This is a genomic window from Flavobacterium muglaense, assembly GCF_014305155.1.
Classification (GTDB): domain Bacteria; phylum Bacteroidota; class Bacteroidia; order Flavobacteriales; family Flavobacteriaceae; genus Flavobacterium; species Flavobacterium muglaense.
The window spans coordinates 1-24,760 of record NZ_JACRUK010000054.1 but is presented as its reverse complement, the minus strand read 5'-3'; the positions used below and the strand labels follow the sequence as shown (position 1 = coordinate 24,760).

17 protein-coding genes are annotated in these 24,760 nt (G+C 32.2%); 4 read left to right on the top strand and 13 right to left on the bottom strand.

Annotated elements, in window-relative coordinates:
• Positions 1-22 precede the first annotated feature (22 nt).
• The 10 genes from H8R24_RS15505 to H8R24_RS15460 all read right to left on the bottom strand — a co-directional run bounded on the left by H8R24_RS15505 (position 23) and on the right by H8R24_RS15460 (position 10,591).
• Entirely contained in the window at positions 23-805 is a 783-nt protein-coding gene (locus H8R24_RS15505; protein WP_225876843.1) for a type IIL restriction-modification enzyme MmeI, read from the bottom strand.
• A gap of 181 nt (positions 806-986) precedes the next feature.
• Positions 987-1,877 (bottom strand): hypothetical protein, encoded by an 891-nt coding sequence (locus tag H8R24_RS15500; protein ID WP_187020843.1) that lies wholly within the window; start codon positions 1,875-1,877, stop codon positions 987-989.
• 23 nt (positions 1,878-1,900) lie between these two features.
• Positions 1,901-2,173 (bottom strand): helix-turn-helix domain-containing protein, encoded by a 273-nt coding sequence (locus H8R24_RS15495; RefSeq protein ID WP_187020844.1) that lies wholly within the window; start codon positions 2,171-2,173, stop codon positions 1,901-1,903.
• 2 nt (positions 2,174-2,175) lie between these two features.
• The gene (locus tag H8R24_RS15490) at positions 2,176-2,472 is read right to left on the bottom strand and encodes a helix-turn-helix domain-containing protein (RefSeq protein WP_187020845.1); all 297 of its coding nucleotides are present in this window, start codon (positions 2,470-2,472) and stop codon (positions 2,176-2,178) included.
• A gap of 94 nt (positions 2,473-2,566) precedes the next feature.
• Positions 2,567-3,988 (bottom strand): hypothetical protein, encoded by a 1,422-nt coding sequence (locus H8R24_RS15485; protein WP_222617415.1) that lies wholly within the window; start codon positions 3,986-3,988, stop codon positions 2,567-2,569.
• Positions 3,989-4,025: 37 nt separating this feature from the next.
• Positions 4,026-5,327: a site-specific integrase gene (locus H8R24_RS15480; RefSeq protein ID WP_187020848.1), complete on the bottom strand. Its 1,302-nt coding sequence runs from the start codon at positions 5,325-5,327 to the stop codon at positions 4,026-4,028.
• A 973-nt stretch (positions 5,328-6,300) separates the two neighbouring features.
• On the bottom strand, positions 6,301-7,593 hold the full coding sequence (locus H8R24_RS15475; RefSeq protein ID WP_187020849.1) for a hypothetical protein: 1,293 nt from the start codon (positions 7,591-7,593) through the stop codon (positions 6,301-6,303).
• A 2-nt stretch (positions 7,594-7,595) separates the two neighbouring features.
• Positions 7,596-8,969 (bottom strand): CFI-box-CTERM domain-containing protein, encoded by a 1,374-nt coding sequence (locus H8R24_RS15470; RefSeq protein ID WP_187020850.1) that lies wholly within the window; start codon positions 8,967-8,969, stop codon positions 7,596-7,598.
• Positions 8,970-8,987: 18 nt separating this feature from the next.
• On the bottom strand, positions 8,988-9,146 hold the full coding sequence (locus H8R24_RS15465; RefSeq protein ID WP_187020851.1) for a hypothetical protein: 159 nt from the start codon (positions 9,144-9,146) through the stop codon (positions 8,988-8,990).
• A 353-nt stretch (positions 9,147-9,499) separates the two neighbouring features.
• Positions 9,500-10,591: an SPFH domain-containing protein gene (locus H8R24_RS15460; protein WP_187020852.1), complete on the bottom strand. Its 1,092-nt coding sequence runs from the start codon at positions 10,589-10,591 to the stop codon at positions 9,500-9,502.
• A gap of 190 nt (positions 10,592-10,781) precedes the next feature.
• Between H8R24_RS15460 and H8R24_RS15455 the strand changes: the two genes are divergently transcribed.
• Complete coding sequence (locus H8R24_RS15455) at positions 10,782-10,973, top strand: helix-turn-helix transcriptional regulator (protein WP_225876844.1); 192 nt, start codon at positions 10,782-10,784, stop codon at positions 10,971-10,973.
• Positions 10,974-11,121: 148 nt separating this feature from the next.
• Here H8R24_RS15455 and H8R24_RS15450 read toward each other — a convergent pair whose 3' ends face one another.
• From H8R24_RS15450 to H8R24_RS15440, 3 genes are all read right to left on the bottom strand, one after another.
• Positions 11,122-11,772 carry a hypothetical protein gene (locus tag H8R24_RS15450; RefSeq protein WP_187020854.1) on the bottom strand — a complete coding sequence of 217 codons (651 nt, stop codon included), beginning with the start codon at positions 11,770-11,772 and terminating at the stop codon, positions 11,122-11,124.
• Between the two features lie 102 nt (positions 11,773-11,874).
• On the bottom strand, positions 11,875-14,853 hold the full coding sequence (locus H8R24_RS15445; RefSeq protein WP_187020857.1) for a sensor histidine kinase: 2,979 nt from the start codon (positions 14,851-14,853) through the stop codon (positions 11,875-11,877).
• A 25-nt stretch (positions 14,854-14,878) separates the two neighbouring features.
• Positions 14,879-15,634 (bottom strand): LytR/AlgR family response regulator transcription factor, encoded by a 756-nt coding sequence (locus H8R24_RS15440; protein WP_187020860.1) that lies wholly within the window; start codon positions 15,632-15,634, stop codon positions 14,879-14,881.
• 360 nt (positions 15,635-15,994) lie between these two features.
• Between H8R24_RS15440 and H8R24_RS15435 the strand changes: the two genes are divergently transcribed.
• The 3 genes from H8R24_RS15435 (at position 15,995) to H8R24_RS15425 (ending at position 24,622) form a co-directional block, all read left to right on the top strand.
• Complete coding sequence (locus H8R24_RS15435; RefSeq protein ID WP_187020862.1) at positions 15,995-16,498, top strand: hypothetical protein; 504 nt, start codon at positions 15,995-15,997, stop codon at positions 16,496-16,498.
• A gap of 341 nt (positions 16,499-16,839) precedes the next feature.
• Positions 16,840-23,586 (top strand): PKD-like domain-containing protein, encoded by a 6,747-nt coding sequence (locus H8R24_RS15430; protein ID WP_187020865.1) that lies wholly within the window; start codon positions 16,840-16,842, stop codon positions 23,584-23,586.
• 10 nt (positions 23,587-23,596) lie between these two features.
• The gene (locus H8R24_RS15425; RefSeq protein WP_187020868.1) at positions 23,597-24,622 is read left to right on the top strand and encodes a PorP/SprF family type IX secretion system membrane protein; all 1,026 of its coding nucleotides are present in this window, start codon (positions 23,597-23,599) and stop codon (positions 24,620-24,622) included.
• Positions 24,623-24,760 lie beyond the last annotated feature (138 nt).

Below are 24,760 nucleotides of genomic sequence, written 5' to 3'. Positions count from 1 at the left end.
CTCAAATGTACATTTTTAGAAGCTAAAAGCGAAATGCACTAAAGTGCATAGTTTTAACTATTTTTGGGACCAATAAACCGCCATTTACATAAGGAAAAGCTTGTAAATAATTAGGCTCATTACTGTTATCTTCGGTATTTAAAACTTTGAATAAGCGATCTAAAAATAAATGTACATCACTACCATCAGTTTTAGTATGTTGGGCTAATGTATTGGTAAAAATTCCTTCTTCCTCAAAAATCCCTGTATCCTCTGCAAAAAAACAAAACAATAATCGAGACAAAAATATATTTAGATTGTGTCCGCCATCATCGTAGATATTAGGATTTTCATGGACCAAAATATCATACAGTTTAGCCATTTCATAAGAGGCTTTTCTGTCTGCATGGTTTTCATTTTTAGACTGGTATTTTTCTTGACCTGCCCATGGAAGAAAGAAATCATAATGTTTGTTGATTTCTAAAATTGGTGTGTCTAACGTTAAACCAGTTCTAATATCTTTTGCTAAAAGAGTTTGATAGTCTGTAACAATTACAAAACGAGGATTATGTTTTAGTTCTTCTTCGTTTTTTGTTATTGTATCAATAGTATCTAATAAAGTTCCTGTTGGAGCAACTTTAAATAAAACTTTCTTTTTGTACAATACTTCACCCTCCACTTTAGAAAGGTTGTAGTCCCCTTTTTTTAATCGGGTTATAGATGTTTTTGAAATCCCATAAGCAATTAATAAATCATAGATAAAATTTTCATTATCAATCGATTTAACTAACTCATCAAGGCTTTTTTCAATTTGTGTTTTGGTCATTTATTCAAAATAAATATTACATTTTCAAAAAGACAAGTTTTTATAAAATGTCTTGTTTTTTAAAAGTGTTAAAAATAGTAATCTTTATCTTAAGTCTATTTATTATTTTTTTTTATTTCCCTTATGCACCCCTTTATTTTATGTTTTCGGATTTGTTTGCTTTATGAAATAGAAAACCAGATTAAAAATATACAATCTTATACTGTGCAGTTTCCAAGTTTATAGTAGTTGGAATTTGCACACATTTTAAATATTTGATTTTTCTTTCTATTATTTCTTTGATGTTGGTGTGTAAATTATCAGTTCCTAATTTCTTGTAATATAATTTCTTTTGATTGTTAAATTTATTTCGATTTCCGTTTTTTAGAATATCTTCCCAGAAGTTGGTATTGAAAAATTTATCATTTATAACTTTTGATTTATCAAATAGTAAAACGTTGTTCCATTCATTTAATAGTGAATCCATTAATGCCTTATAATAATTTTTATCTATCAGATTTTGAAGTGTAAATAACCCTAAACTATTAATAAATTTAGCTTGTTTTGTTTTAACTTCAAATCGGAATGTATTATCACAGTACTTTGGAAATTGCACACTTTTATCGTAGGCCTTTATCTGTTTGTATGCTTCATTGCCTGCTATTTTGTAATTAAAATATGTTGTTGGCCTTGTAAATTGTCGCTTTTCATGATAGATTAAATTTTGTACTAGTTCATCAACTTTAATAATAGAATTAATGTTTACACCATATTCTAAATTAATGAGTTTACACTTGTTCAAATCGAGTTTGAATAACTCTTTTAGTTGCTCAATTGTTTCAATACAATCATAAATATTGAAATCATTAGCATTGTGTAAACCACCATTAAAGAAATAGTGTAATGAGCCTTTTATCTCAAGTCTGTTTTGAAATTTTGTAAAATATAGGTTTTTGTAACTCTTTGAAAATAGTTCTTTGATTTCATCATCAAATCGCTTTTCAGATTTACCTTCATATATTAAAATTTCATTATTCCATACTTGATTTATTAGAGCTTCATCCGTTATTTTTATTTTGATGAAATCTATCATTTATCTAAAAAATATATTTTAAATTACTTTTTAAATGGTCGATAGTTATCGTCAAGCATCTTATTGATGTCTTCTATTTTATAGACAATTTTATTGTTTATTTGACTGTACGCAATTAATCCTTTCTCTCTCCAATTGGCAGCAGTACCCGGACTAATTTTAAACAATCTTTGAAACTCATCATTGTCAATAATTACTTTATCAAATATTCTTTCTTGTTTTTTAGACACAAGGCTTGTTAGCTCATCTAAACGCTTTTCAATTTTTAATAGGTTTTCTTGAAATGGGTGGCTCATAGTTATGCTTTTTTAGGATTTATACTAATTAAAGCTTGTTCTATTTCGGAACGCTTATATCTGATGAGGTTTCCAAGTCGGTAAGGATTGAGTATTTTCTTTTTATTCCAATCGGAAAGTGTAACCAAAGATACTTTTAGTATCTCGGCTGTTTCTTGTCGGGTAAGGTACTCTTGCGGTGTGATTGGTTGGAAATTTTGAGCTAAAGATTTAATTTCTGCTCTAACATCTGTCAAGATGCTTTCTTTAAGTTCTTCTGGAGAAACTCCAAATACTTGTGTCATTTTACTTTGTTCCATCTTGATATTGATTTTATCGTTATTGATGGTACAAAGCTATTGTGAGGTTTGCTGTTTCTTATTGTTGGAGTAACTCCAAAAGGTACTCCAGAGGTTACTCCAAGTTGTTTAAAAGTTGCTGAACTTTATCTAAATCCCTTTGATAACCAGCACCTAATTCAGATTTCTTTAATTCGAGTTTTTCAATAGACGTTTTTATGTTCTTCTCGTTTTTGCCTAACAATTGGCTTATTAGTTTTGCTTTTTTAGTGTTTGGTTTGTTTTCGAAAGTGTCGGCACTAAATACTCCTAATTTATCTAAAAGTATGATTGCTTGATTAACCGATAATTGGTTTGCGTTTTCAGTTTCAATAATTATGTTTTCGTTGATTGTCATTTTGGATTCAAAATATTCAATCAATTTGTTAGCATAATATCTACAGAAGTATTGATAAAAGGCCAATTGTGCATTATAAGCTTTATCCTTTTCAGGAGAAAACTTTTCCATATCGTTATAGTGAGTATTTAATACCTGTTCAATTGGATTGCCTTGAAATGAATTGTTTAAAATTGGGTCTAATCCTATTTGATATTCATTAAACCATTTTTTTACATAATGAATATCTGCATTTTTATCATAATTTCGTTTTTCAATTTCATTAATTTTAAACTCTAAATGATCGTTTCTATTAACTCCTTTCTCTTGAAGTTCTACAAGTGTTTCGGATTTTATTTCCTTTAAGGAAAGTTGCAAATCAATCATAACTCCAATTGCAGTACTCTTTTTTAGAATTGTATAATCATCAATTAATTCACAAAACTTATCAAAATAGGTGTCTTTCTTATTCATTGTACTTACTGATTCTGATTGTTCTACTTTTAATTTTGCTTTTTTTAGTTTACTAACAGGACTTAACTCTTTAATTTTTTCTAATTCAAATACAAAACGATGCCCAATATGGAATAATTTGAAAGGCAAAAAACTTAAAAGCTTAAATCTTTGAATATGAAATTCTAAAAAATAATCGCTCGTATTTAGGGGTAATACATTTTTAGGATTATTATCCGAATTCAATTTTTGTATTATACTTTTAATTTCAACATTAGTAGTTGTACTTGAATAATCTCTTTTTGAAAAAAAGGTTTCTAAAGTTTGTGTGTCAGCATCATCATATAAAATGGCACAATATCTGGATTTATCATTTTCAACATAAAAATCATTTTTAAGTATATTCAATTTCACTTTAGCAGCTTGAATATTAAAATTTAAAAACTTTTCAATTTCATCATTTTTTCTTTTTGATACTTCTAAATAAATATCAGAAATAGACTTCTGAAAAAGCGATTTTACATCATTAATAATTTCGTTTTGCCTTACTTGAATATATTCGTGAGTTTGTTCGTAATACTTTTTATCCTGATAATGAACTAACACATAATGTTTTTCATAATCAACTTCTTCTGCATATGGTTGTATAATGAAATCTAAATAATAGTTTTCACCCAATAGGTTAATAAAGTTCGTTACATTCTGCATAAAGGATTTTGAAGGTCTAAATATATTAAACTTTATCTTACTTTACTATTTTCATTTTTTTCTCTTCAATATCCTGTTCTTCGTTTTGCTTATTCCAATAGTCTTTGAGTTTTTCGGCTTTCTCTGTATTTGTGATTTTTATGTATTTTAAGAATTGAGTTTCTGTTTGATGACCAGTTATAGCCATAATAGTCAAATTATCTAATTTGCCATATAAATTGGTTGCAAAAGAACGGCGACAAATATGAGAAGTTACCAATTCCCATTTATGATACATTCCTTCTTCTTTTCTTTTAGTATCCTTATTGATTTTTGAACCTTGAATTTTATCCGTAAATCCTGCAACTTCACATAAATCTTTTACATGTTCGTTAAACTTTTGGTCTGAAATTGTTCTAGGAAATCCGTTTCTTTTTTCAAGAATTGCTTTTACTTGTTTATGTAACGGAATAGTAACAGTTTGCCCTGTTTTTTGCGTTTCAATTTCGATATAACCGTTTTTGATATTAGCATCTTTTAATCTTAAAAAATCTGAAATTCTCAATCCAGTTCTCAACCCAATAATGAATAAATCTCTTGTGTTCTCTAATCGTTCCACTCCTTTAAAATCGTGATTAAATATTTTATTGATTTCTGTATCATTCAAATAAATACTATCAGCTGTAACTTTAGGTACAAAAAAGTTTGGATGCTCAATATGTGGATGCACCGGCAAGCCTTTCAATTTTGCATCTCTAGCAATTGTTTTTAAGGTCCCGATATAGTTTCCTATTGTTCCTAAGTTTATACTTTGTTCCTGGGAAAGGTAATTGACAAATTTGTCATAGAAAGTCAAATCTAAGTCTGTGAATTTTAGCTTCGTTTTAAAGCGATTTTCATACTCTTCTAGCTTGTGTTGTGTTGTTGTATACTTGGTGATAGTTCCTTTGGCTATAACCTTGTTTTTACCTTTAATAATCCTTGTTGGAGCATTTTTTATAAAGGTCTCTATGAATGGAATAAAAAACACCTGGTCTACTGCAGTATCGTCAATAGGTCTATTAAAGAAATTAGCTATTTTCTTTTTTAACCAATGCTTGTCTATAAATTCTCCTTTGCTATTATCGGAATTAAATTCGTCAAAAATGAATTTCTCTAATTCTGTTAATTTATTATTGACTTCATCCTTGGTAGTATCATCAGCTGTAAGTTTGACTTTTTGTTTTGCTGAACTCCATCTTTTAGGTTCTACCTTCAAATCTGTCGATGCAGTTATGTCAAATTTTCTTCCATTTTTGAAACGTAAAAGTATATTAGTCGCATTTTTTTCGCCTTTTATGAGGTAGTTTATTGTTGCCATTGGTACGGAACTATTAGGTTTTTCAATACTTTAAAGATACAAAAATTTCCCCACATAATCCCCACATTGACTATGTTTATACATAATTAGCTTGTTTTCACTTAATTGAAATATACCAAAAAAACCTTATTTTACAAGGGTTAACAGACGTTTTGATAAGGTAAGATAAAGTGCGGAAAAGTAGATTCTAGTTCCTCTTTCTCCGCGAAAAGCCCCTCACAAAGGGGCTTTTTACATTTCAATACTTTCCTTACTTTACAAAACCCTATATTTTAAAGCACTTACGAGTCGTTTTGATTTAAATCATGAAATGAGGTCATTTTCATTTTACACTTTAAATCGCATCCGACAAGTACCCTATTTGGTACCCTGAGATTGAACACTCAAATTAGGGTACCAAAAAGTTGACAATTGTTAACAAATACGGGGGCTTGGAAACTTTCAATAGTACGTTTGCACTAATTAAAAACGGAAATATGAAAAAACTAAAAGTGAGCTTCTATTTGAAAGGAGACAAAAAAAATCAGAATGGTGAAACTGCAATTTATGCCTAAATTTATTTAGGGAGTTACTACTCCACTTTTTCAACATCTAAATACATTTTACAGGAACGTTGGTCTAAAACCAACAACCTACGAAATGTGTTAAGAATCGACAATGAAATTAAAGACAGGCGGAGGTCATAAGATCAAATCCTACAATGTCACTCAGAGACATGGCAAAACTGGCAAGCGACAAAACCAAAGGGTATGACATCTCACCAAACACCGTAAAAAAGGTCAAAGATTTGATGTTGACCCTTTCTATGATTTGAATTGCCCCCCTCCCTCCAGTTACCTGCCCTAGGGGGAGGGCTGGGTATATTGGATATAGTGGGGTTCGATGCTGTTCGTTAAATTTTTTTTTTAGAATTTTTCTGGGTAATATTTTAAAGGACTAATTATCAAAATATTATTTTTAGAAATTTTGATAATTAAAACTTACTTATAAAAATTGCCATTGGAACCGTATAATCTCTTGAAGCCGTCCAAAATGAATTATCTGACGATGTGTAACCCAAAAAATTACCATTTTTAGAACCATCTAATAAACACCAGTATTTACCATCCTTTAATAGATTATCATTTTTATTAGCAAAAATCATTTCTAATTCTTCTGATTCTGGTAAATACCAATTATTAAACCCATCATTAATATACTCTTCACTTGATTGTTTAGCCATATCCCATGTAAACCCATCTTCTTTTTCGATAGTATTTGTACGTATCAAACCATGTTTCCCATCATAATCTAAATGAAAAATAATACCTCCATGGTAATATCCTCCTAATGAAATTTTATTATTAACTTCACTAGACTCTGAATTATCATCAGAAATCACATCATCAATTAATTCAAAATCAGATTCCAGCATCCACATCCAACCATTATGCTCTTGACTGTCATTATAAACATATATAAAACCATTTTTCCTATCGCTATAGTTAACAATCATACCTTTTGATTCCCTTTTAAAGTAATAAGAGGTTCTGTCTTTATTATTTGGTTCAAAATAAAAATATACTTTTTCAACATTCAATTTAGCCTTTGGCAAAGTATCATTGAGATATGAAACAAATTCAACCTCACCATCTTGATTTTCGTTGTTTACTTGTTCTACATTATTACCTAATGTATCTATCTCTACAGTGCTTTTATTGTCAACATTTATTCCATTATGAATTTTCGTAGAAATCGAATAAAAACCCAAACCAATGATAATTAGTAGAAATCCAATTGTTATCAATTTCTTGATGTTTGATTGTGTGTGATTTTTATTTATTGAATATTCTGTTTCGTTAAATAATTCCGAATCTGCTATAAACATCAAAGCCAGTAATGTTGCAACTCCATTAATGATGTAAAAATATATTGCAAATTTTTCCCCAAAAAGTCCCTCGTTGAAAGCCCCAGACGAACTATTGTATCCAAATAATAAATAACCAGAAATCCAGTTTTTATAAATATCTATAAAGAAATATAATAAAGCTAAAACCGAACCTATTCCAGCATAATATCTTTTCGATTTCACCATTGAAAAACCAAGTAATGATATCCATAATGGTAGAGTTAATATCAGACAAAATACAATAAAAATAACAACTCCTATAGCTATGATTGTTCCTAACGCTCCACCTCCGCCATCGGCTCTTGGTACAAACTTCCAATGTCCTCTTTCAAAAAAAGAACCTTTGACCCATATAGCATCATATTTTTGATTACTCATAATTATTTTTTTAAAAAACGAGATAAATAAACTAATGGCTTGACAATGAAAATGTAACTGATTTTTTTTAATAAAAAACTTTTTTCAATAACCTTAGCTACTTTTGAACCATAATGATAGTAACATTTAACAAAATTATCTCCCCAACTTTTTGCTAAAATCCAATTATCTCTAAATCTTCTTAATTCCATAACAATAGGATGGTCATAAGAACCCATAGTTGCTGTTGCAATAAAACATCCTGTTTTTTTATAACCGAACCCTAATCCCCAACATGAATCTTCCTTGACGAAACCAATTTGAATAAGGCTTTTGGGTATCATTACATTTTCATTTACATAAATTTTGAAATTTGTAAGTTCAGAATTTGCTTTGTTAAAAATTTGGTTAAAATTTATTTTACTCAGAGAATCATAATCAAAATTGTCACATCCTCTTAGATGTATAGTTATATTGGATATTTTTACATCATAAAAACGCTCAATTGCTTTATCGGTAAATTCTTTTACGTTTTTATTATTATCAAAAGTAAGTCTTAGTGTAGCACCACTTAATCCACTTCTGAATTTAGGTAAATCATCTATTAATGTTAAACTATTATTAGCAAAATTAATTTCATTGCAACTAAATTTAGAAAGACTTTTTAATGTGTTTATTCTATTATTTGTAAAGTTAATTTTTCCAATTTTATATAATTCATCATTCGAGTATAAGTCAATAATTTCTTCTAAATTCTCAATCTCTTTATTATGATAATTAAGTATAAAAGTTTTTTCCAAAGAATCATGAATCAATTCAGCCTTCGTTTTGGTTAATAACAAAAATTTGAAGTTTGAATAAAATATTTTTTGTTTAGCATTAATTTTTTTTTCGATAGGATTGCCTGCCAAATTAACTTTCGCAATATTTTGTAAAAAACTATCACTTTCGGGTAATTCAAAAATTTCGTTATTTGATAAATCAAGAAATTTTAGTGATTTAAAACGCTCTATGCCTTCTAAATTAGTTATTTTGTTATCCTTTAGAATTAATTTTGTTATTTCTGACAACTCATTATCTGTAAACCATGAAGAAACCTCGTTTAATGACCTAATTTCTCTATTAATTAAAGAAAGTTCACCACCATAATCAATAATAGTATCTACTTCTTTATATTTTTTTAAATCGCCCGATTTTGAATATTTCGGTTCAAATTCTTGTCCTATTTTCCGTTTTGATACACTAGGCTTCGTTTTTATACTACTTTCATTATTTATTGTATTGGTTTTTATTATAGTTTGTATAGAGTTTCCGCAAAACGCACAAAACATTGAGTTTTTACCGTAAGGCAGTTGATTTGAAGCACCGCATGAAGTGCAATTAATTATTTCACTCATAATTTTAAAATTATTTTGTTAACGATTTAACTCTTCCATTCTTCTTATTAACTCCTTAACTTCTTCTTTCCATTTTTTAGTTCCAATTTTTGAGGCGCATTCTGAAATTACATTCATTTCCTGATTTTCATTAAGTTCTAATAAAATTTCTTGAATTCTTTCTACAGCTGTTTTCATGAGTTTTTTTGATTAATTGTGAATATATTTTTCGATATTATAAAAAATGCTATTTCAATAAAAAGGATTATAATAAAACCGATAAAATATAAGTTGTCTTTTATTTCAGGTGGACTTAAAACGGCTAAAACATAAGATACAAAACCTAAAACGGGGAAAATAATAGATAAGCTTACCGTGAATCCACTACTTAGTTGACTGTTTGCTAGATTGTAAATCAGCAATGTATTAATCAGTATTACAACATCAGAAGACATCCAATTTAAAAAAGGATAATAGGATAAAATAACACCAACCAACGAGTTAACGGCAATTAGAAGAAATCCGAAATAAAATATTAGTTTATTCATAATTTACAAGATGGGTGGAGGTGTTTGACTAAAAAGAATTTTTAATTCATCAAAATCAGTTATTAATTTCCAATTGTCGATACCTTGTCTCCAAACCATAGTTTGTCTAGTGATTTCACCATGACTAATCATAGTTTTTATTAGATTAATATCATTTATTGGAGTTGACTGATTATCAATTAAAAAATGAAATTGAATTGGAGGTGGAGGTGGCGAGGAATTAGTATTTAAGTTACTAGATATGGAGTTCATCTGGCTTCCTAGTCCTGAACCAAGCCCTAATCCTAATCCAGCACCCATTAAATTTCCAGCAACTCCACCTTCATTTTGAGCTATTTTATCTAAAACATCAAAACTTCTATCCATTTGATAAAGCTCTTTTCCTGCAATTTTTACTTTTGCAACAAGGTCTTTAGCTTCTTTTAGTTTTTCTATACTCTTGTCATTTTCGGGTACATTAATAGATAGGAAATAAAAATTAACTAATTCTAAACCAAATCGTTTAAACTCTTCTGCAATTTTATCTTGACAGTATAAAGACAATTCTTCCAAGTAAACATTAATTTCTAAAATTGATATACTATCTAAAACTAATTTTTTTGATATTAAACTAGTTAGCGATGAAATGATTTTGCCTTTAAAATACTCTTGAATTTTGTCAGCTGAATAAGACGGTAAATTTCCTGTTAGATTTTCTAAAAACACCCTTGGATTACCAATTTTAAAACCATATTGTCCAAAAGCCCTAACAGGTATAATGATTCCATATTTTGGGTCTTCCAACAATATAGGCGAAGTTGTTCCCCATTTATTATCTAGTTTTGTTAGCAAATTAACAAACCATATTTCTGCTTGAAAAGGAGATTTGTCCCCAAAAGGAAGATTAATTATTTTATTAAGTAAAGGGATGTTCTCTGTTTTTATGGTGTGAGTTCCATTAGTAAACTCATCAAATATTTCTCCTCCTTTAATAAAAAAAGCATGTTGGGCTGGGTTTACAACTATTTGTGTACCTATTCGTAAATCAACCGATGGGAATTTCCAAACAAATTGATTCTCCTCTACTTGATACTTAACTACATCTATTATTGCCATATTCAAAAATTTCAAATCAAACCTACATTAAAAAATCTACTCAAAAATTTACAGTTAGTTACCGTACAGATTCTGTGATTTAGCGTTTGGTTTTAAAGTTTCTAGAAACATAATTTAAAATTTTAATTAACACATTATAGTATGTTAAAAAAATTAAGCATTATCCTCAAATTGGCTTGAAATAGAAGCTATGGATAATACTTGTGAATTGAAGCGTTTAGGATTGCTTATTAAGCAATTGAGGACGGCTCGTGGTTTGTCACAAGCTAAACTTGGTTTACTAATATTAAAAGACCAGCAATCTATTCACAAAGTCGAAGCAGGAGAATTTAATCCTATACATACCTTTATCTTCTTGAAATATGTAAAGGACTTGAAGTAACCCTTAGCGAGTTGCTCGATTTTGATAACCCATAATCACAATATCAAAGAATATTAGCGAATATCGTTTTGATTGGACTTTTAATATTATAAAAAAACCACAGATTTCTCTGTGGTTAAAAAAAATAAGAATAGATATTTTTAAATGATTATTGAATTTCAACATTAAAAAATTCTCCTTTAGAAATGTTTACATATTTAGGAATTGATGAGTCAAAACAACCTACATTTTCATACCAATTCTTAAATGTAGGAGAGCCTGAATTATAATAAACGTTGTGAAGTTTAGTAAAATAAAATTCTCCACTTATTCTTTTTCCAGAAACAGATTTAATCTTAATTTGACCAGTTGTAGTATTATCTATTTCAATATTTAGATAACCACAAATTCCTAAAAGGCTATTTGGCTCATCATTTTTTAAAGCAAAATTCCCATCAACATAATTAATTTGAGAGATATTGTAAATTTGACCTGCTTTTAATTGCTCAGTTGCAATAAATGAAAAGTTAAAATGAAGTGCTACATGTGCCTTGTCATCAGAATCAATACCTTTTCTATCTGCTAATGTAGTTAAAGAATATTCCGTTGTACCATTTTTTTGCAAACTACTTTCCCAATAATTAAGTTCGTCATATTCACCTTCATAATCATTAAATCCATCTAAAGTAAATTTCACTTTTAAATCTGGATTTGAAGCGACTTGATTTGAATCATCTGAATTATCATTACTACAATTAGTAAAGGATGCGACTACTAAAACTACAAGACAAAAGCTTCTCAAAAATCTAAAATTTTTCATTTATTATTGTTTTTAATTAATATAAATCAAAAATAAAGTAAATGAATTCTTTAAAAATAATGAATTAGTTTTCGTAAAGGTTCAATAATTAATCGTTGGAAATTATACCATTTGAAGTTTCAAAACTACTGTAGTCCCTTCATTTGGATTTAAGCGAATAGTTATTGGATTATCATTATTCTCTTGAAACAAAGCAATACGTTCTTTTGCTAAATCAGTTCCTTTTGAAGCATGGAGTTTATTTAGATTTCGGGACTGCATTCCTTTTCCGTTATCAATAATTTTACAAAAGAGGTAATTATCACTTTGTTTAAATGATATTATCAATTTTGGATTTATAGAATGAGAATCAAAGGCATGAACAAATACATTTTCAATAAAAGGTTGAATCAGCATTGGAGGAATTTCTGTTTCAAACAAATCTAGTTCTTCATCAATAATCAACTCAAATTCAACTTGATTTTTAAAACGCATATTTTCTAACTTAATGTATGATTTTAAATATTCAATTTCTTCTGATAATGCAATTCGTTGGACGGATGAGTTATTAAGTGTTTTACGAATTATTTTTGAAAACTCTCCCATATACATCAAGGCGTCATCTGTATTATTATCGATTATATAATTCTGAATAGAATTCATAGCGTTAAAGATAAAGTGAGGATTCATTTTACTTTGAAGTGCTTCCATTTTAGTTTCAGCCAAACGTTTTTGAACTTCTGATTTTGCACGTTCTTCTCTTGTAATTTTTCCAATACGATTCCTATAAATTAAGTATACACAAAGACAAATCAAAATAAAACTGGTTGAGATAAACCAATATGTTTTCCAGAAAGGTGGTGTTATTTGAATCTCCAATATATCATTTGTCGATACTACCCCAGAAAACAAATCTTTAGTTTCCAATCTCATTGTGTAGTTCCCATTTGGCAAATAGGTAAGATTAACATTTTTATCTTTTGTCCATTTGCTCCAATTCGAATTTGTCAATCCTATTACTTTGTAGCGGTATTCCAATTTGTCTGGATATTCAACATTATGAGGTTCAAAAGCAAATGATATTGTATTCTTATTGTAAGGAAGTGAAATGCTTTTAGAATTATAAGCCAACCACTTAAAATGCTTTTCATTAATTGCTTCAAAATTCACATCTATCCCTTTAATCTTAATTTCTAGGATTGGTGTTTTTTGGGATATATAGCTTTTGAAATTAAACTCAAAAAAACCATTTTTCGTTCCCATTGTCAAAATTGTACCCTTGATATTTGAGGAGGTAAAGGCTTTACATGTTAATCCTTGCTCTTCATCAATCAATCGAACTACACCATTTTTATAAATATTCAGTCCTTTTTCTGTGCCTATGAACAGATAATCTTTATAAGATTCTAAAAATGAAATAGAATTGCCTATTAATTGTTTTCGGTCAATTTTCTTGATTATTTTAAAACCTTTCAACACATCAATAATAAAAACATCTCCAAATGAGTTTGCAATTATTAGCTCTTTTTTATCATTGATTTTGGCGTGAACTAATTCTTTTTCTTTCCAAATGTTATTGAAGTAAAAAGAATAAAGTTTACCGTTTTCATAGGTATATAATCCATTTGAATAGGAGGCTATGTAACGTTTGTTTTCTATAGTAAGAATAGTAAAAGCGTCTTTAGGTATATTTAAATTATTAGGCTCATATTCTTTAAATATAGTATTATTTCTAAAATTATTCACTTCGCAAAATTGTCCATAAGCAACTTGAAATATAATTTTATTAGGTTTAATAAAATCAAAAGCACTTGTAGAAAGGGGGTAATAATCTACTATTACACCTTCCTTATTTACGCTAAATAACCCGATTGTAGAATTTATCCATATTATTGAATTAATTATTTTAATCCCTCTTAACTCAAATCCGTTTAATTTCGTTTTTAAAAATGAAACGAAATATTCATACTCCTCCAATTTGGGGTTAGTCCGAAACCGATACTGAGCAAAATCATAAAAAGATTTATTTCTTAATTCCTTGGTAATTTTATGCTCTGTTAAAAAGAGTAAGCCATTTTTATGAAGAATAAGATTTTCTTTTTCGGTATTTACTATATCTACTACAACTAATTTCGGCTTATTAAAAAATGAAGAAGGATAGTGGTTTATTTGCTCTGTTAAATCTATTTTATACAATCCTTTATCTATGGTGCCAACATAAAGAATATCTAGTTTTTCGTCGTAATACAAACTCCATACTTCATTACTATCAACACCAAAAATTGTATTTACATTGGTCAACTTGTCTTTTTCATTTTTAAAAATTCCACCAGTAGAAAAATTAATTCCATTACCCGCTGAATAAATAATTCCTCTTTTATCTTTGACGAAATCCCAAAATACTGTGCTCCCAAATGATGTTTTACTCTTTTTATTACCTATATAATCTACAATATGGGTTTTATTAATTGAATTATTAAGTGAATCTGTATTGGCTAGATATAGACTATCATTAGTTTTAAACAAAGAAAAAACAGCCCCTTTTTGTTTAGTTGCAAGATGAATGTTTTTTGATTTTAAATCAATACTCCATAAACCATCATTAAAAGTTTGAAAATAAACCTTAGATTGGAAATCAAAGAACCCCATCACTTGAAATAAATTAGTACTTCCTGTGATTTTCTTATTCAGAATAATTTTGTGTGTCTTAATATCCAAAACGGAAATTCCGAATTCAGTTCCTACATAAAGTAGGTTTTTGTGAATAAACAATTTTCGAATTTTATCATTAATCAATCCTTTTTTCGAATTAATAACAGTGAATTTTTTGCCATCATAAAATGTCAATCCACCTCCATGACTACCAAACCACATATTGTGATTTACATCTTCAACAATCGCCCAACAGCTATTGTGTGCTAATCCGTCCGAAGTAAAATAATTCTTTACTTCCCCGTTTTGGATAGCTGATAAACCATTAGCGGTACCTACCCAAAGAATGCCACGACTGTCTTTATAAATCGAATAAACACTATTATTTGGCAAACCATCAATTGTAGAAAAATTAGTTGATGGAACTTGTTGCGAAAAGACTGCTTCCATAAAAAAAAGCAGTAAGAATAAAAACTTATTTCTTCTGAATGATTGCATTGATAAAATTTTCTTTTTGTCTAACGGACACAGGAAGTGTTTCTCCATTTGTCAATTCTACTAACAACTCATTACCCTTAGTAAACCGATTAACATAATTTAGATTCACTAAATAAGATTTATGTATTCGCTGAAAAAGTGAAGTTGGAAGTAGTTCTTCAATATATTTCAGCGTTTTAGATAAGACAATATTTCTACCGTCTAAGCAAACAATTTTACAGTAATTACTATCAGCTTCACAATAAAGAATAGCGTTGGTTTTAAGCAATTCAAACCCATTTTCAGTAGGAAATGCAATTCTATTAAATTCAGAGCCTCCTGTATCAATATTTTCTAAAAGTAATTTTAGTTTTACTTCTTGGGAGGCTTTATTTTGTTTTTCATCATATTTTCTTATAGTGTCCAACAAATCAATGTAATTAATTGGTTTTAGCAAATAATCGAATGCACTACACTTGATAGCATCTATAGCAAACTCCGAATGTGCCGTAGTGAAAATCACTTCAAACTGAACTTTATTCAACTCTTTAAAAAGTTGAAAACCATTTTTGTTAGGCATCTGAATATCCAGAAACACTAATTCTGGATTGAATTTATTTATAGCAACAATTGCTTCATCAACACTTTCGCATTTTTCGAGAATTAAAAATTTATCAGGAAAATATCGAGTTAAGAGTTTTTCTAAAAACTCCCTAGCGTTGTATTCATCATCAATAATAATGGTTCTAATCATGTGATAAATGTAAAAATTTTTACGAGAATAACATTGTGTAAATTAGTATTCGTAGGAATATTATAATTTATCGTAAATAAGTATTTCTATTCATGGTAACTATAATACTATCTAAATAATTTAAAAATTACATCAACTTTTATATCTTTGTAAGGCAGCATCCTTTTGAAAGTTCTGGTACCCTTGCTGGTACCCTGAAAAATATAGCTTTGTAAAGCATTGAATCCATTGGCTTGAAGCGGAATACGAAAGACCCTCTTTCTCCGCAGGAAAGAACCCGAAACGAAAGTTTCGGGTTTTTTTGTTATTATGAGTTTATTGAAAAACCTTGCTTTTGCTATCTTTGTGAAAACAAAAAAAATGCCAAAACAGGATGAATTAACGCAAATGCCTTTGTACCAAAAGGCTGAACAAATATTAAAAATCACCATCGGACTAGTAGAAATCGTCCCCACAGAAAACAAGTTTTTACAAGAAACTACGGTGCGCTTTATGATGGAAAACGCTTTTCTTATTCCAACTAAAATAGCGGGAGCTCTTAGCGCTAGATGGTATGATTTAAAAATGGAAAATGCAGCGCTTATTCGCAAAGCGGCTAGAGAGTTATACGTTCAGGCTGGGAGTTTGCGATTTGAAGACTGCATCAAAGACAAGGATTATATCAACCTACTAAGGAATACTATTGATGAATTCCGGTTATTATTTATCGATTGGGTAGCTAGTTTTGATGTTTGGGATTACATCAAAGACAGTTGGGGCTTGTTTAATCCGCCTGGAGTAAATGCGCACGATAAAGATCCTGATGATGATCTTCCTTTTAATGCTGATGATTTTTATCATCCTGAAGATGATAGCGAGCAATAAACCTGCAACTCATACCGTATTAAATTCTAATAAAAATTATTCCTTCATTCGTAAAACACAATTTAGACGTACTGTCATAAAACTATATTTATAGAGAGAACTATTTAGTTTTCCATTACGTAAAATAGTAGAGCGTGTCTAAGTATTTATAAAATTCGATTTTACCAAAAAATAATCGCACTAATAGTTGACTTTCAAAAACATAAGCTCAAATGATATAAAATTTTAGATTTTATACGTAAAACCGTAAAACTACTGGCAAAATTAATAGTAAATTTGAACTTACATTTGTACAACTAAATTTACAAAACACACCTACCCCCTTCCCTACTTCTAAGCCCATGAGAAAAATCTACAAATTCCTACTACTGCTATTGGTTTTGCACGCTAGTCACAATTTATACGCCAATAAGGAAAATAATTTATTTTCCACTGAACCTTCTAAAAACACAGTCGTTTCCAGGCGAAATTTAAATGCAGTGTTGCCACCCACGGCAACAATTACTGGCACAACCACCGTTTGTCAAAATGCACCTCAACCTTTAATAACATTTACAGGTTCTGGAGGAACGGCACCTTATACTTTTACCTACACTATAAACGGAGGTGCTAATCTAACAGTAACTACAACCGGTACTAACAGTTCAGTAACCGTAGATGTTGACACATCGACTGCAACCACATTAACTTATAGTTTAAAAAGTGTTCATGATGCTACTATTCCCATAGACGAACAACTAAGCTCTGGAGCTGAGATTGTGACTATAAATATTTCGCCAGATGCAAGTTTGGGTGGAACAGGTTCTGGAAGTAATTTTGGCGGAGTACCTGTATTTAGAACATGTAGTAATACCGTATCTACATTTACCTTTACAAACACGACAAGTACGACTTCACTTAATTCAAATTACACAATAAATTGGGGGGATGGAACAGCTGATTTTAATAGCACATCTTGGTCTTCTACAACCCATACTTTTCCAGTTGGCCTTTCGAATTTGACCTATACGATACAGGGAAATAATGGTTGTTTTACAATTAAAAAATATATCGTTTTTGTAGGTTTAAATCCAGCTGTTTCATTAGGTAACCCCGGGAATACAGATATTTGTAACTCCAATTCCCTAAACTTTCCAATTACAGGAACCGAAAACAATCCTCCTGGTACGATTTATACTGTTACCTTTAATGATGGATCAACTCCTGTAGTGTTTAATCATCCACCTCCTGCAAGCGTGCCTCATACTTTTACAAAATCCTCGTGCGGGGTTACTAGTTCAGATGGAAGTAATTCTTATCCAAATTCATTCTCTGCCATTATAGTGGCATCAAATCCGTGCAATATTTCATCTGTAGGAGTTGTTCCAATATATGTTTCAACGCCTCCAAAAGCAGACTTTACTATCCCAACAAAATCATGTGTAAATAAAATTGTGACTATTGTAAATACTTCAACAGGAGCTAATGAGATAAATAGTGGCGTTTGTGATGCCAACGCTAAAAAAACGTGGTCGATTTCTCCCTCTACTGGTTACACGGTAACCACGGGTAATCTAGGTAACGATTTTAACTCAACAGATCCAAGTTTATGGATGGCGGGCTCCAATACACTCAACCTGCAATTTACTCAAGCTGGCACATACACTGTTACTATAAAAACAGCCAATAAATGTAGTTTTGATACAGTCACCAAGCAAATTTGCATTGAACCCGCTCTTGTTCCTACTTTTACAATAGATACTGCTGCAGCTTGTAGTCCCCAAGGCGTGGCAACAACGAATACCACAAGCACTGTGGGTGCTTGTACAACAGCAACCTACCAATGGACTGTTACTTATACTGCTGCAAATTGTGGAACTACTCCAGCAACTTGGACTTATACTGGAGGAACATCAGCAACATCTGTTAGTCCTTCATTTAATTTTGTTACAGCCGGAACATATTCGATTACTCTTGCGGCCACTAATTCTTGCGGCACAGTAACTTCTCCCGCGCAAACGATAACAATCAAAAAACCACCAACAGTTTCGATAAATACAATTGCTACCGCTTGCGGTGCAATGACGATCTCGCCAACAGCAACTGTAAATAGCTGTGCACCTGCTTCAAGTACCTTACAATATGCATGGAGTTTCCCAGGAGGATCACCAGCGATCGCTACCACCGCAAACCCAGGAACAATAACCTATGCAACTACTGGAAATTATACTGTATCATTGTCTGTTACCAACGAATGTGGTAGCACGATAGCAACCGACCAAAATATTACCTTAAAACCAATACCAACTTTAGCTAATTCGCCATTAACACAAACCATCTGCTCGGGTAGTGCTACTACATTAGTACAGCTTACCTCCACTCCTATTGGTGCTACTTATACTTGGACAGCAACAGCTACATCTGGAATTACTGGGTTTAGCACTTCTGGAACAAGCACTATTCCTACGCAAACCATTACGACCACAAATACCAATCCAGGTACCGTAACCTATAAAATAACCCCTAGCCTAAATGGTTGTATTGGGACGCCTACTGACTACGTAATTACGGTAAATCCAGCACCTACAATTACTGTACAGCCCACAGCTAGCACAATTTGTTTAGGCGGAACTCTCACTGCATTATCCTTTACAATAAGTGGTACCACTGGTACACCAACCTATCAATGGTTTTCAAACAGCTCTACCAACACCTCTACAGGAACGGCATTAAGTGGTGAAACAAACCCTACTTTTAGCCCACCAACTACAGCTCTTGGAACTGTATATTACTATTGTGAAATTACTTTTACTTCTGGAGGATGCTCTTCGATAAAAACAAATGCTACCGCAGTTATCATACAACCCAATATCACAATAAGCAATCAACCTACACCTACGCAAAACCTTTGCGTTGGCGGAACGATTCCTACCGCATTAAGCATTACAACCACTGGGGGAACAGGAACTTTAAGCTATCAATGGTACTCTAGTACGACTAATTCAAATACAGGAGGAACGGCTATTCCTAGTGCCACTACTGCTAGTTATACACCGTCAGCTTTTAATACCGAAGGCATTTACTATTTTTATGTAATGGTTAGCCGTAATGGAAATGGTTGTACACCAATAACTAGTGATGTGGCAGAAATCAATGTTTATGCAGATCCCACTCTAAGTACCCAACCAATCGCTTCACAATCATTATGTCAAGGAGCTGTACCTACTAACTTAGAAGTTGTTGCTACAGGAGGAAATGGTTCGTATAGCTACCAATGGTATTCACATACCACAAATTCAAACTCTGGAGGAACTATAATTTCAGGTGCAACTAGTGCCACTTACACACCACCAACTACTACTGTTGGAACCAAATATTATTATGCTATAATCAAACAAACTACTTTGGGATGCCAAGTTAATAGTGAGGTTGCATCTGTTACAATTATAATAGCTCCAACCATTACAAGCCAACCTGCTTCAAGTACCGTTTGTCAAGGAGGATCACCAACTGCCTTATCGGTTTCCTATGCAAACGGACTTGGAACTCCTACTTACCAATGGTTTATGAATGCTAGCAATACTACTACTGGTGCAATAGCAGTTTTGGGCGCAACAAACGCCAGTTTCACACCAACTGCTTCGGCGGTAGGAATCACTTATTATTATTGTTTGATTACATTGCCATCAGGAGGCTGCTCTAGTTTAACATCCAATATAGCTGCTGTTACAATTACCACTGGAATCACAATAAACAATCAACCTACACCTACGCAAAACCTATGTGTAGGCGGAACGATCCCTACCCCATTAAGCGTTACAACAACGGGAGGAACAGGAACTTTTAGCTATCAATGGTACTCCAATACAACGAATTCTAATGCAGGTGGATCAGCCATTTCTAATGCTACGAACGTCAGTTATACTCCAGCCGTTTTTACAACTGCAGGAAATTATTACTATTATGTGATGGTGAGTCCTAATGGAAGTGGTTGCGCGCCAATAGCAAGTTCGCCAGCTGAGATTATAGTAGTAAACGACCCTATGGTAAGTACACAACCATTAGCTACCCAATCATTATGTCAGGGATCTAGTCCTACTGTTTTATCTGTAGCTATTACAGGTGGTTTAGGAACGGTAAGTTACCAATGGTACTCCAATACTAGTAATTCAAATTTAGGAGGAACAGCCATAACTAGTGAAACCAATGCTAGTTTCACACCGCCAACTTCCACGGTTAAAACAAGCTACTACTATGCTACCGTTACCCAATCTGGAATTGCTTGTTCAACCAAAAGTAACGTGGCGCAGGTTATCGTAAATTTGGCGCCAAGCTTACTGACACAACCACAATCAAGGACAGCTTGTTTAGGTCAAACGCTTCCTGCCTTAAGTGTTAGTTATCAAAATGGAGCTGGAACACCTACTTACCAATGGTTTTCAAATACCAGCAATAGTACTACTGGCGGAACAGCCGTATCTGGGGCAACAAATACTACTTATACTCCTTTGAGTACTACAATAGGAACATTATATTATTACTGCGAAATTACTTTTGCAACAGCAGGTTGTTCTTTATTAGTTTCCAATGCTGCGGCAATTGTGATTCTACCCTACCCCGTAATTACAAATAAATCTGCAACAATATGCAGCGGCACTCGTTTTACCATTATTCCCGATAATTTATCTGGAGATACTGTACCAGTGGGCACTGCCTATATATGGACTACGCCAACAAGCTCCCCTGCAACTGTGATTACGGGTGCAATGGCACAAAACACACCCACACCCACAATCGAACAAATATTAGTTAATTCGTCTTTATCACCTGCAACGGTCACTTATACGATTACCCCAATATCAGGAATTTGTACTGGTACTCCTTTTACGATTGTTGTTACTGTAAATCCTTCCATTACAACAACAAATACGCTAATAAATAGTAGCTGTTTTGGAGCCAATAATGGCGCCATTCAAGTGAATACTGCCGGCGGAATTCCTTTTACCTCAGGGGCTAACTATCTTTATAGTTGGTCAGGACCTAATGGTTTTACCTCCTCTTTAAATGCTATTTCAAATTTGGCACCCGGTAATTATGCGCTTTCCATTACAGATAACGGTGGTTGTCCTATTACTAAAGACTATACAGTCACAGAACCTAATGACATTATCATAACGACTGATATTCATAAAAACAGTAGTTGTTTTAACGCCAATGACGGTCAAATTGCCATAACCGTTTCAGGCGGAACTTTAAATTACAGTTACAATTGGACCAAAGACGGACTTCCATTTTCAACCAATGAAGATCTATCTAATCTAGCGTATGGAAACTATACTGTTTCAGTTGTAGATGCTAAAAATTGTGGGCCAAAAACAGCTTCCTTTACAATAACTCAGCCACAACTATTAGTTGTAAGCGTAGCATCTAAAACAGATATATTGTGTTTTGGAGGCGCAACAGGTGCCATCGCTATAAGTGTTACAGGAGGAATAGCACCTTACCGTTATACCTGGACGGGGCCAAATGGTTTTACTAGTAGTCTGCCTAATTTAACGGCAATAGCGGCCGGTACTTACAGTCTGGTTCTAACAGATGATTTAGGGTGTCAAAAAACACTGTCGGTCTCACTCACGCAACCCACAGCCATCACTATTAGTGCCACAACAACCCCTATCATCTGCTATGGAAATAATGACGCTACCATTAGCATTGCGGTTTCTGGTGGTATCGCACCCTATGACGTTACATGGAATACACTAGCAACTGGTAATTATCAAGATAACCTTTCACCTGGAGATTATACAGTTACGGTTACAGATGCCTCAAATTGCACTAAATATTTGACAATAAACATCGCTGATGCCCCGTTGTACAAAATAGATCCTATTGTTAAAAACGTGCGCTGTTTTGGAGAACAAAATGGTAGCATTAACTTGTATTTAGTAGGTGGGATTGCTCCCGTAAAAATAATTTGGGATGATAACGCTACCGCTGGAACGATCAGAAATAATTTACGCGCAGGAAGCTATACTGTAACAATTGTTGACAGCAAGCCTTGCACCATCAAGCGAACTTTTTATATTATTGAACCTCAAGCACTAGCTACTTCGGGTACTATCACACATGCCTTAGATTGTACTAATGTTAACAGTGGTGCTATCGCACTAACTGTAACTGGTGGTACTGCACCTTATACCTATAATTGGTCCAACGGTGCTATTACAAAGGACCTAGTAAATACTCCCGCCGGCAATTATTTAGTTACTGTGGTTGATACTAATGGCTGTTCAACAGAAGCAGTTTTTAGTATTAATAGACCTCCAGCTATTGTAACGAAAGTGGTTACCAAAACTGATTTTGACTGCGACAATAAATACATCAAACAAAATTTTGTTGCTCAGGTCACTGGTGGTGTACCACCTTATCAACTCGTTTGGTCTAGTGGAACGGTGAGCGGTCCTAATAATGAGATTATGAACACATCCCAAAGCGGGAGCGTAATTCTATATGTAACAGATGCTGTAGGCTGTAAATCAAATTACTCCTTTAATGTCGAGCTCAAAAACCTTGGAACACCATCATATAGCACGAGTTCATACGCATCCAGTACTTACGGTAATTATTCGATAAATGATCCCATACAATTCACCAATACCGCTGATGGAGATTATGTGAGTATGATTTGGGATTTTGGAGATGGTACTTTTTCGACTGAATTAAATCCAATACACACGTATAATATTGCAAAAGACTATGTGGTAACACAAACGGTGACCTATCCTTATGGCTGTGTTTATGTACATAAAACGACATTAACAGTTGGCAAAGGATACATTCTCGTAGTACCCAATGCTTTCACTCCTAATGGAGATAACCTCAATGATACTTTTAGGCCAGTAACCAAAGGATTGAAAAACATTCGATTAGACATCTATGACACTTGGGGCTCTTTGATTTACTCAGAAACTGCAGACGTAATTAGAGGTTGGGACGCATTAATAAAAGGATACAAAGCTGAAAATGGAAATTATTTCTGTAAGGTAAGTGGCCAAACATTTTATGGAACCATCGTCAATGAAAATCATCCTTTTGTATTAATAAAATAGCACTCAGAAAATGAAAATTAAATTTATTATATGCATACTGATCAGTTCTTTCTGTAGTATCACCGTTCATGCTCAGGATCCTATATTTACGCAATATTTTTTGATCCCAGAATCTTTAAATCCAGCTTTTACAGGAACCTTAGTAACAGGCTATACTGGGCTCATACACCGCTCACAATGGCCCAATGAAAGCCGAAGAATCGATACGGATTATGCTTTTATTAATGGTCCTATTGGTCCGGAAAGAAATATGGGTATAGGGCTTACGGTTTTAAACCAACGCGAAGTATTTACAGACTATAATTATATACAAATCAACGGAGTGTATTCGTACAATGTGAATCTTAATAATGACTGGCGCCTTCGATTGGGAATCGAAGCAGGATACGGAACTAAAAATTACAATTTTAGCAATCTTCTTCTAGAGGATCAAATTAATTACAATGATGGTTCAGTTAGTGGCGGAACTATTGACCCTAGTATTAGGAATGCAAATGATAAAATTAATTTTCTAGATATTAGTTCAGGACTGTTGCTGTATAGCGATAAAGCTTGGCTTGGTGCCTCGTTAAAACATTTAAACAAACCTAATATAGCTTTTACGACAAATGGTACAGTTCCCTTAGACCTTTTCTTGAGTATTCATTCTGGATATTCGATCAGTCTTGAGGATGCTAATTTAAATTTCTTTCCGGATGAGACCAATTTATTATTGACGGGAAATTACATACGTCAAGGGCAATACAATCGATTAAATTTTGGTACCGCACTAGATATAAATCCTTTCATTTTAGGAGTTATGGCATCGACCAACCCCGAAGGAAAAAGCAGTAACAGTCACTTTTTGACTTCGATAAATATGATTGGTTCTATTCAAATAAATCGCTTTATTTTCGCCTACTCCTATGATCTCAATACTTCAAAAATAGGGAATACACAAGGAGTTCATGAACTATCCTTAACTTGGCAAATAGGTCGCGGTTGCCCGAGTTGTGAGAACTTTTTGGTAAAAAAACCTTGGGGTAGAAATTATTAACAAACAAGCTACAACTGCCATGTATATTATTGTAGATAAAAACAGTTTCCTTAATTAAATCTATAGAGGTGTAAAGTTATGTACTTATTTTAATTATTTGTAATCCAATGTGTTTATGCTTCATCATCTTAATAATTA

Coding starts and splice junctions, on each gene's coding strand:
- H8R24_RS15505 (WP_225876843.1), bottom strand. CDS start 805: ATGACCAAAACACAAATTGAAAAAAGCCTTGATGAGTTAGTTAAATCG.
- H8R24_RS15490 (WP_187020845.1), bottom strand. CDS start 2,472: ATGGAACAAAGTAAAATGACACAAGTATTTGGAGTTTCTCCAGAAGAA.
- H8R24_RS15435 (WP_187020862.1), top strand. CDS start 15,995: ATGCCAAAACAGGATGAATTAACGCAAATGCCTTTGTACCAAAAGGCT.
- H8R24_RS15440 (WP_187020860.1), bottom strand. CDS start 15,634: ATGATTAGAACCATTATTATTGATGATGAATACAACGCTAGGGAGTTT.
- H8R24_RS15455 (WP_225876844.1), top strand. CDS start 10,782: ATGGATAATACTTGTGAATTGAAGCGTTTAGGATTGCTTATTAAGCAA.
- H8R24_RS15425 (WP_187020868.1), top strand. CDS start 23,597: ATGAAAATTAAATTTATTATATGCATACTGATCAGTTCTTTCTGTAGT.
- H8R24_RS15495 (WP_187020844.1), bottom strand. CDS start 2,173: ATGAGCCACCCATTTCAAGAAAACCTATTAAAAATTGAAAAGCGTTTA.
- H8R24_RS15480 (WP_187020848.1), bottom strand. CDS start 5,327: ATGGCAACAATAAACTACCTCATAAAAGGCGAAAAAAATGCGACTAAT.
- H8R24_RS15485 (WP_222617415.1), bottom strand. CDS start 3,988: ATGCAGAATGTAACGAACTTTATTAACCTATTGGGTGAAAACTATTAT.
- H8R24_RS15450 (WP_187020854.1), bottom strand. CDS start 11,772: ATGAAAAATTTTAGATTTTTGAGAAGCTTTTGTCTTGTAGTTTTAGTA.
- H8R24_RS15460 (WP_187020852.1), bottom strand. CDS start 10,591: ATGGCAATAATAGATGTAGTTAAGTATCAAGTAGAGGAGAATCAATTT.
- H8R24_RS15430 (WP_187020865.1), top strand. CDS start 16,840: ATGAGAAAAATCTACAAATTCCTACTACTGCTATTGGTTTTGCACGCT.
- H8R24_RS15445 (WP_187020857.1), bottom strand. CDS start 14,853: ATGGAAGCAGTCTTTTCGCAACAAGTTCCATCAACTAATTTTTCTACA.
- H8R24_RS15500 (WP_187020843.1), bottom strand. CDS start 1,877: ATGATAGATTTCATCAAAATAAAAATAACGGATGAAGCTCTAATAAAT.
- H8R24_RS15465 (WP_187020851.1), bottom strand. CDS start 9,146: ATGAAAACAGCTGTAGAAAGAATTCAAGAAATTTTATTAGAACTTAAT.
- H8R24_RS15475 (WP_187020849.1), bottom strand. CDS start 7,593: ATGAGTAATCAAAAATATGATGCTATATGGGTCAAAGGTTCTTTTTTT.
- H8R24_RS15470 (WP_187020850.1), bottom strand. CDS start 8,969: ATGAGTGAAATAATTAATTGCACTTCATGCGGTGCTTCAAATCAACTG.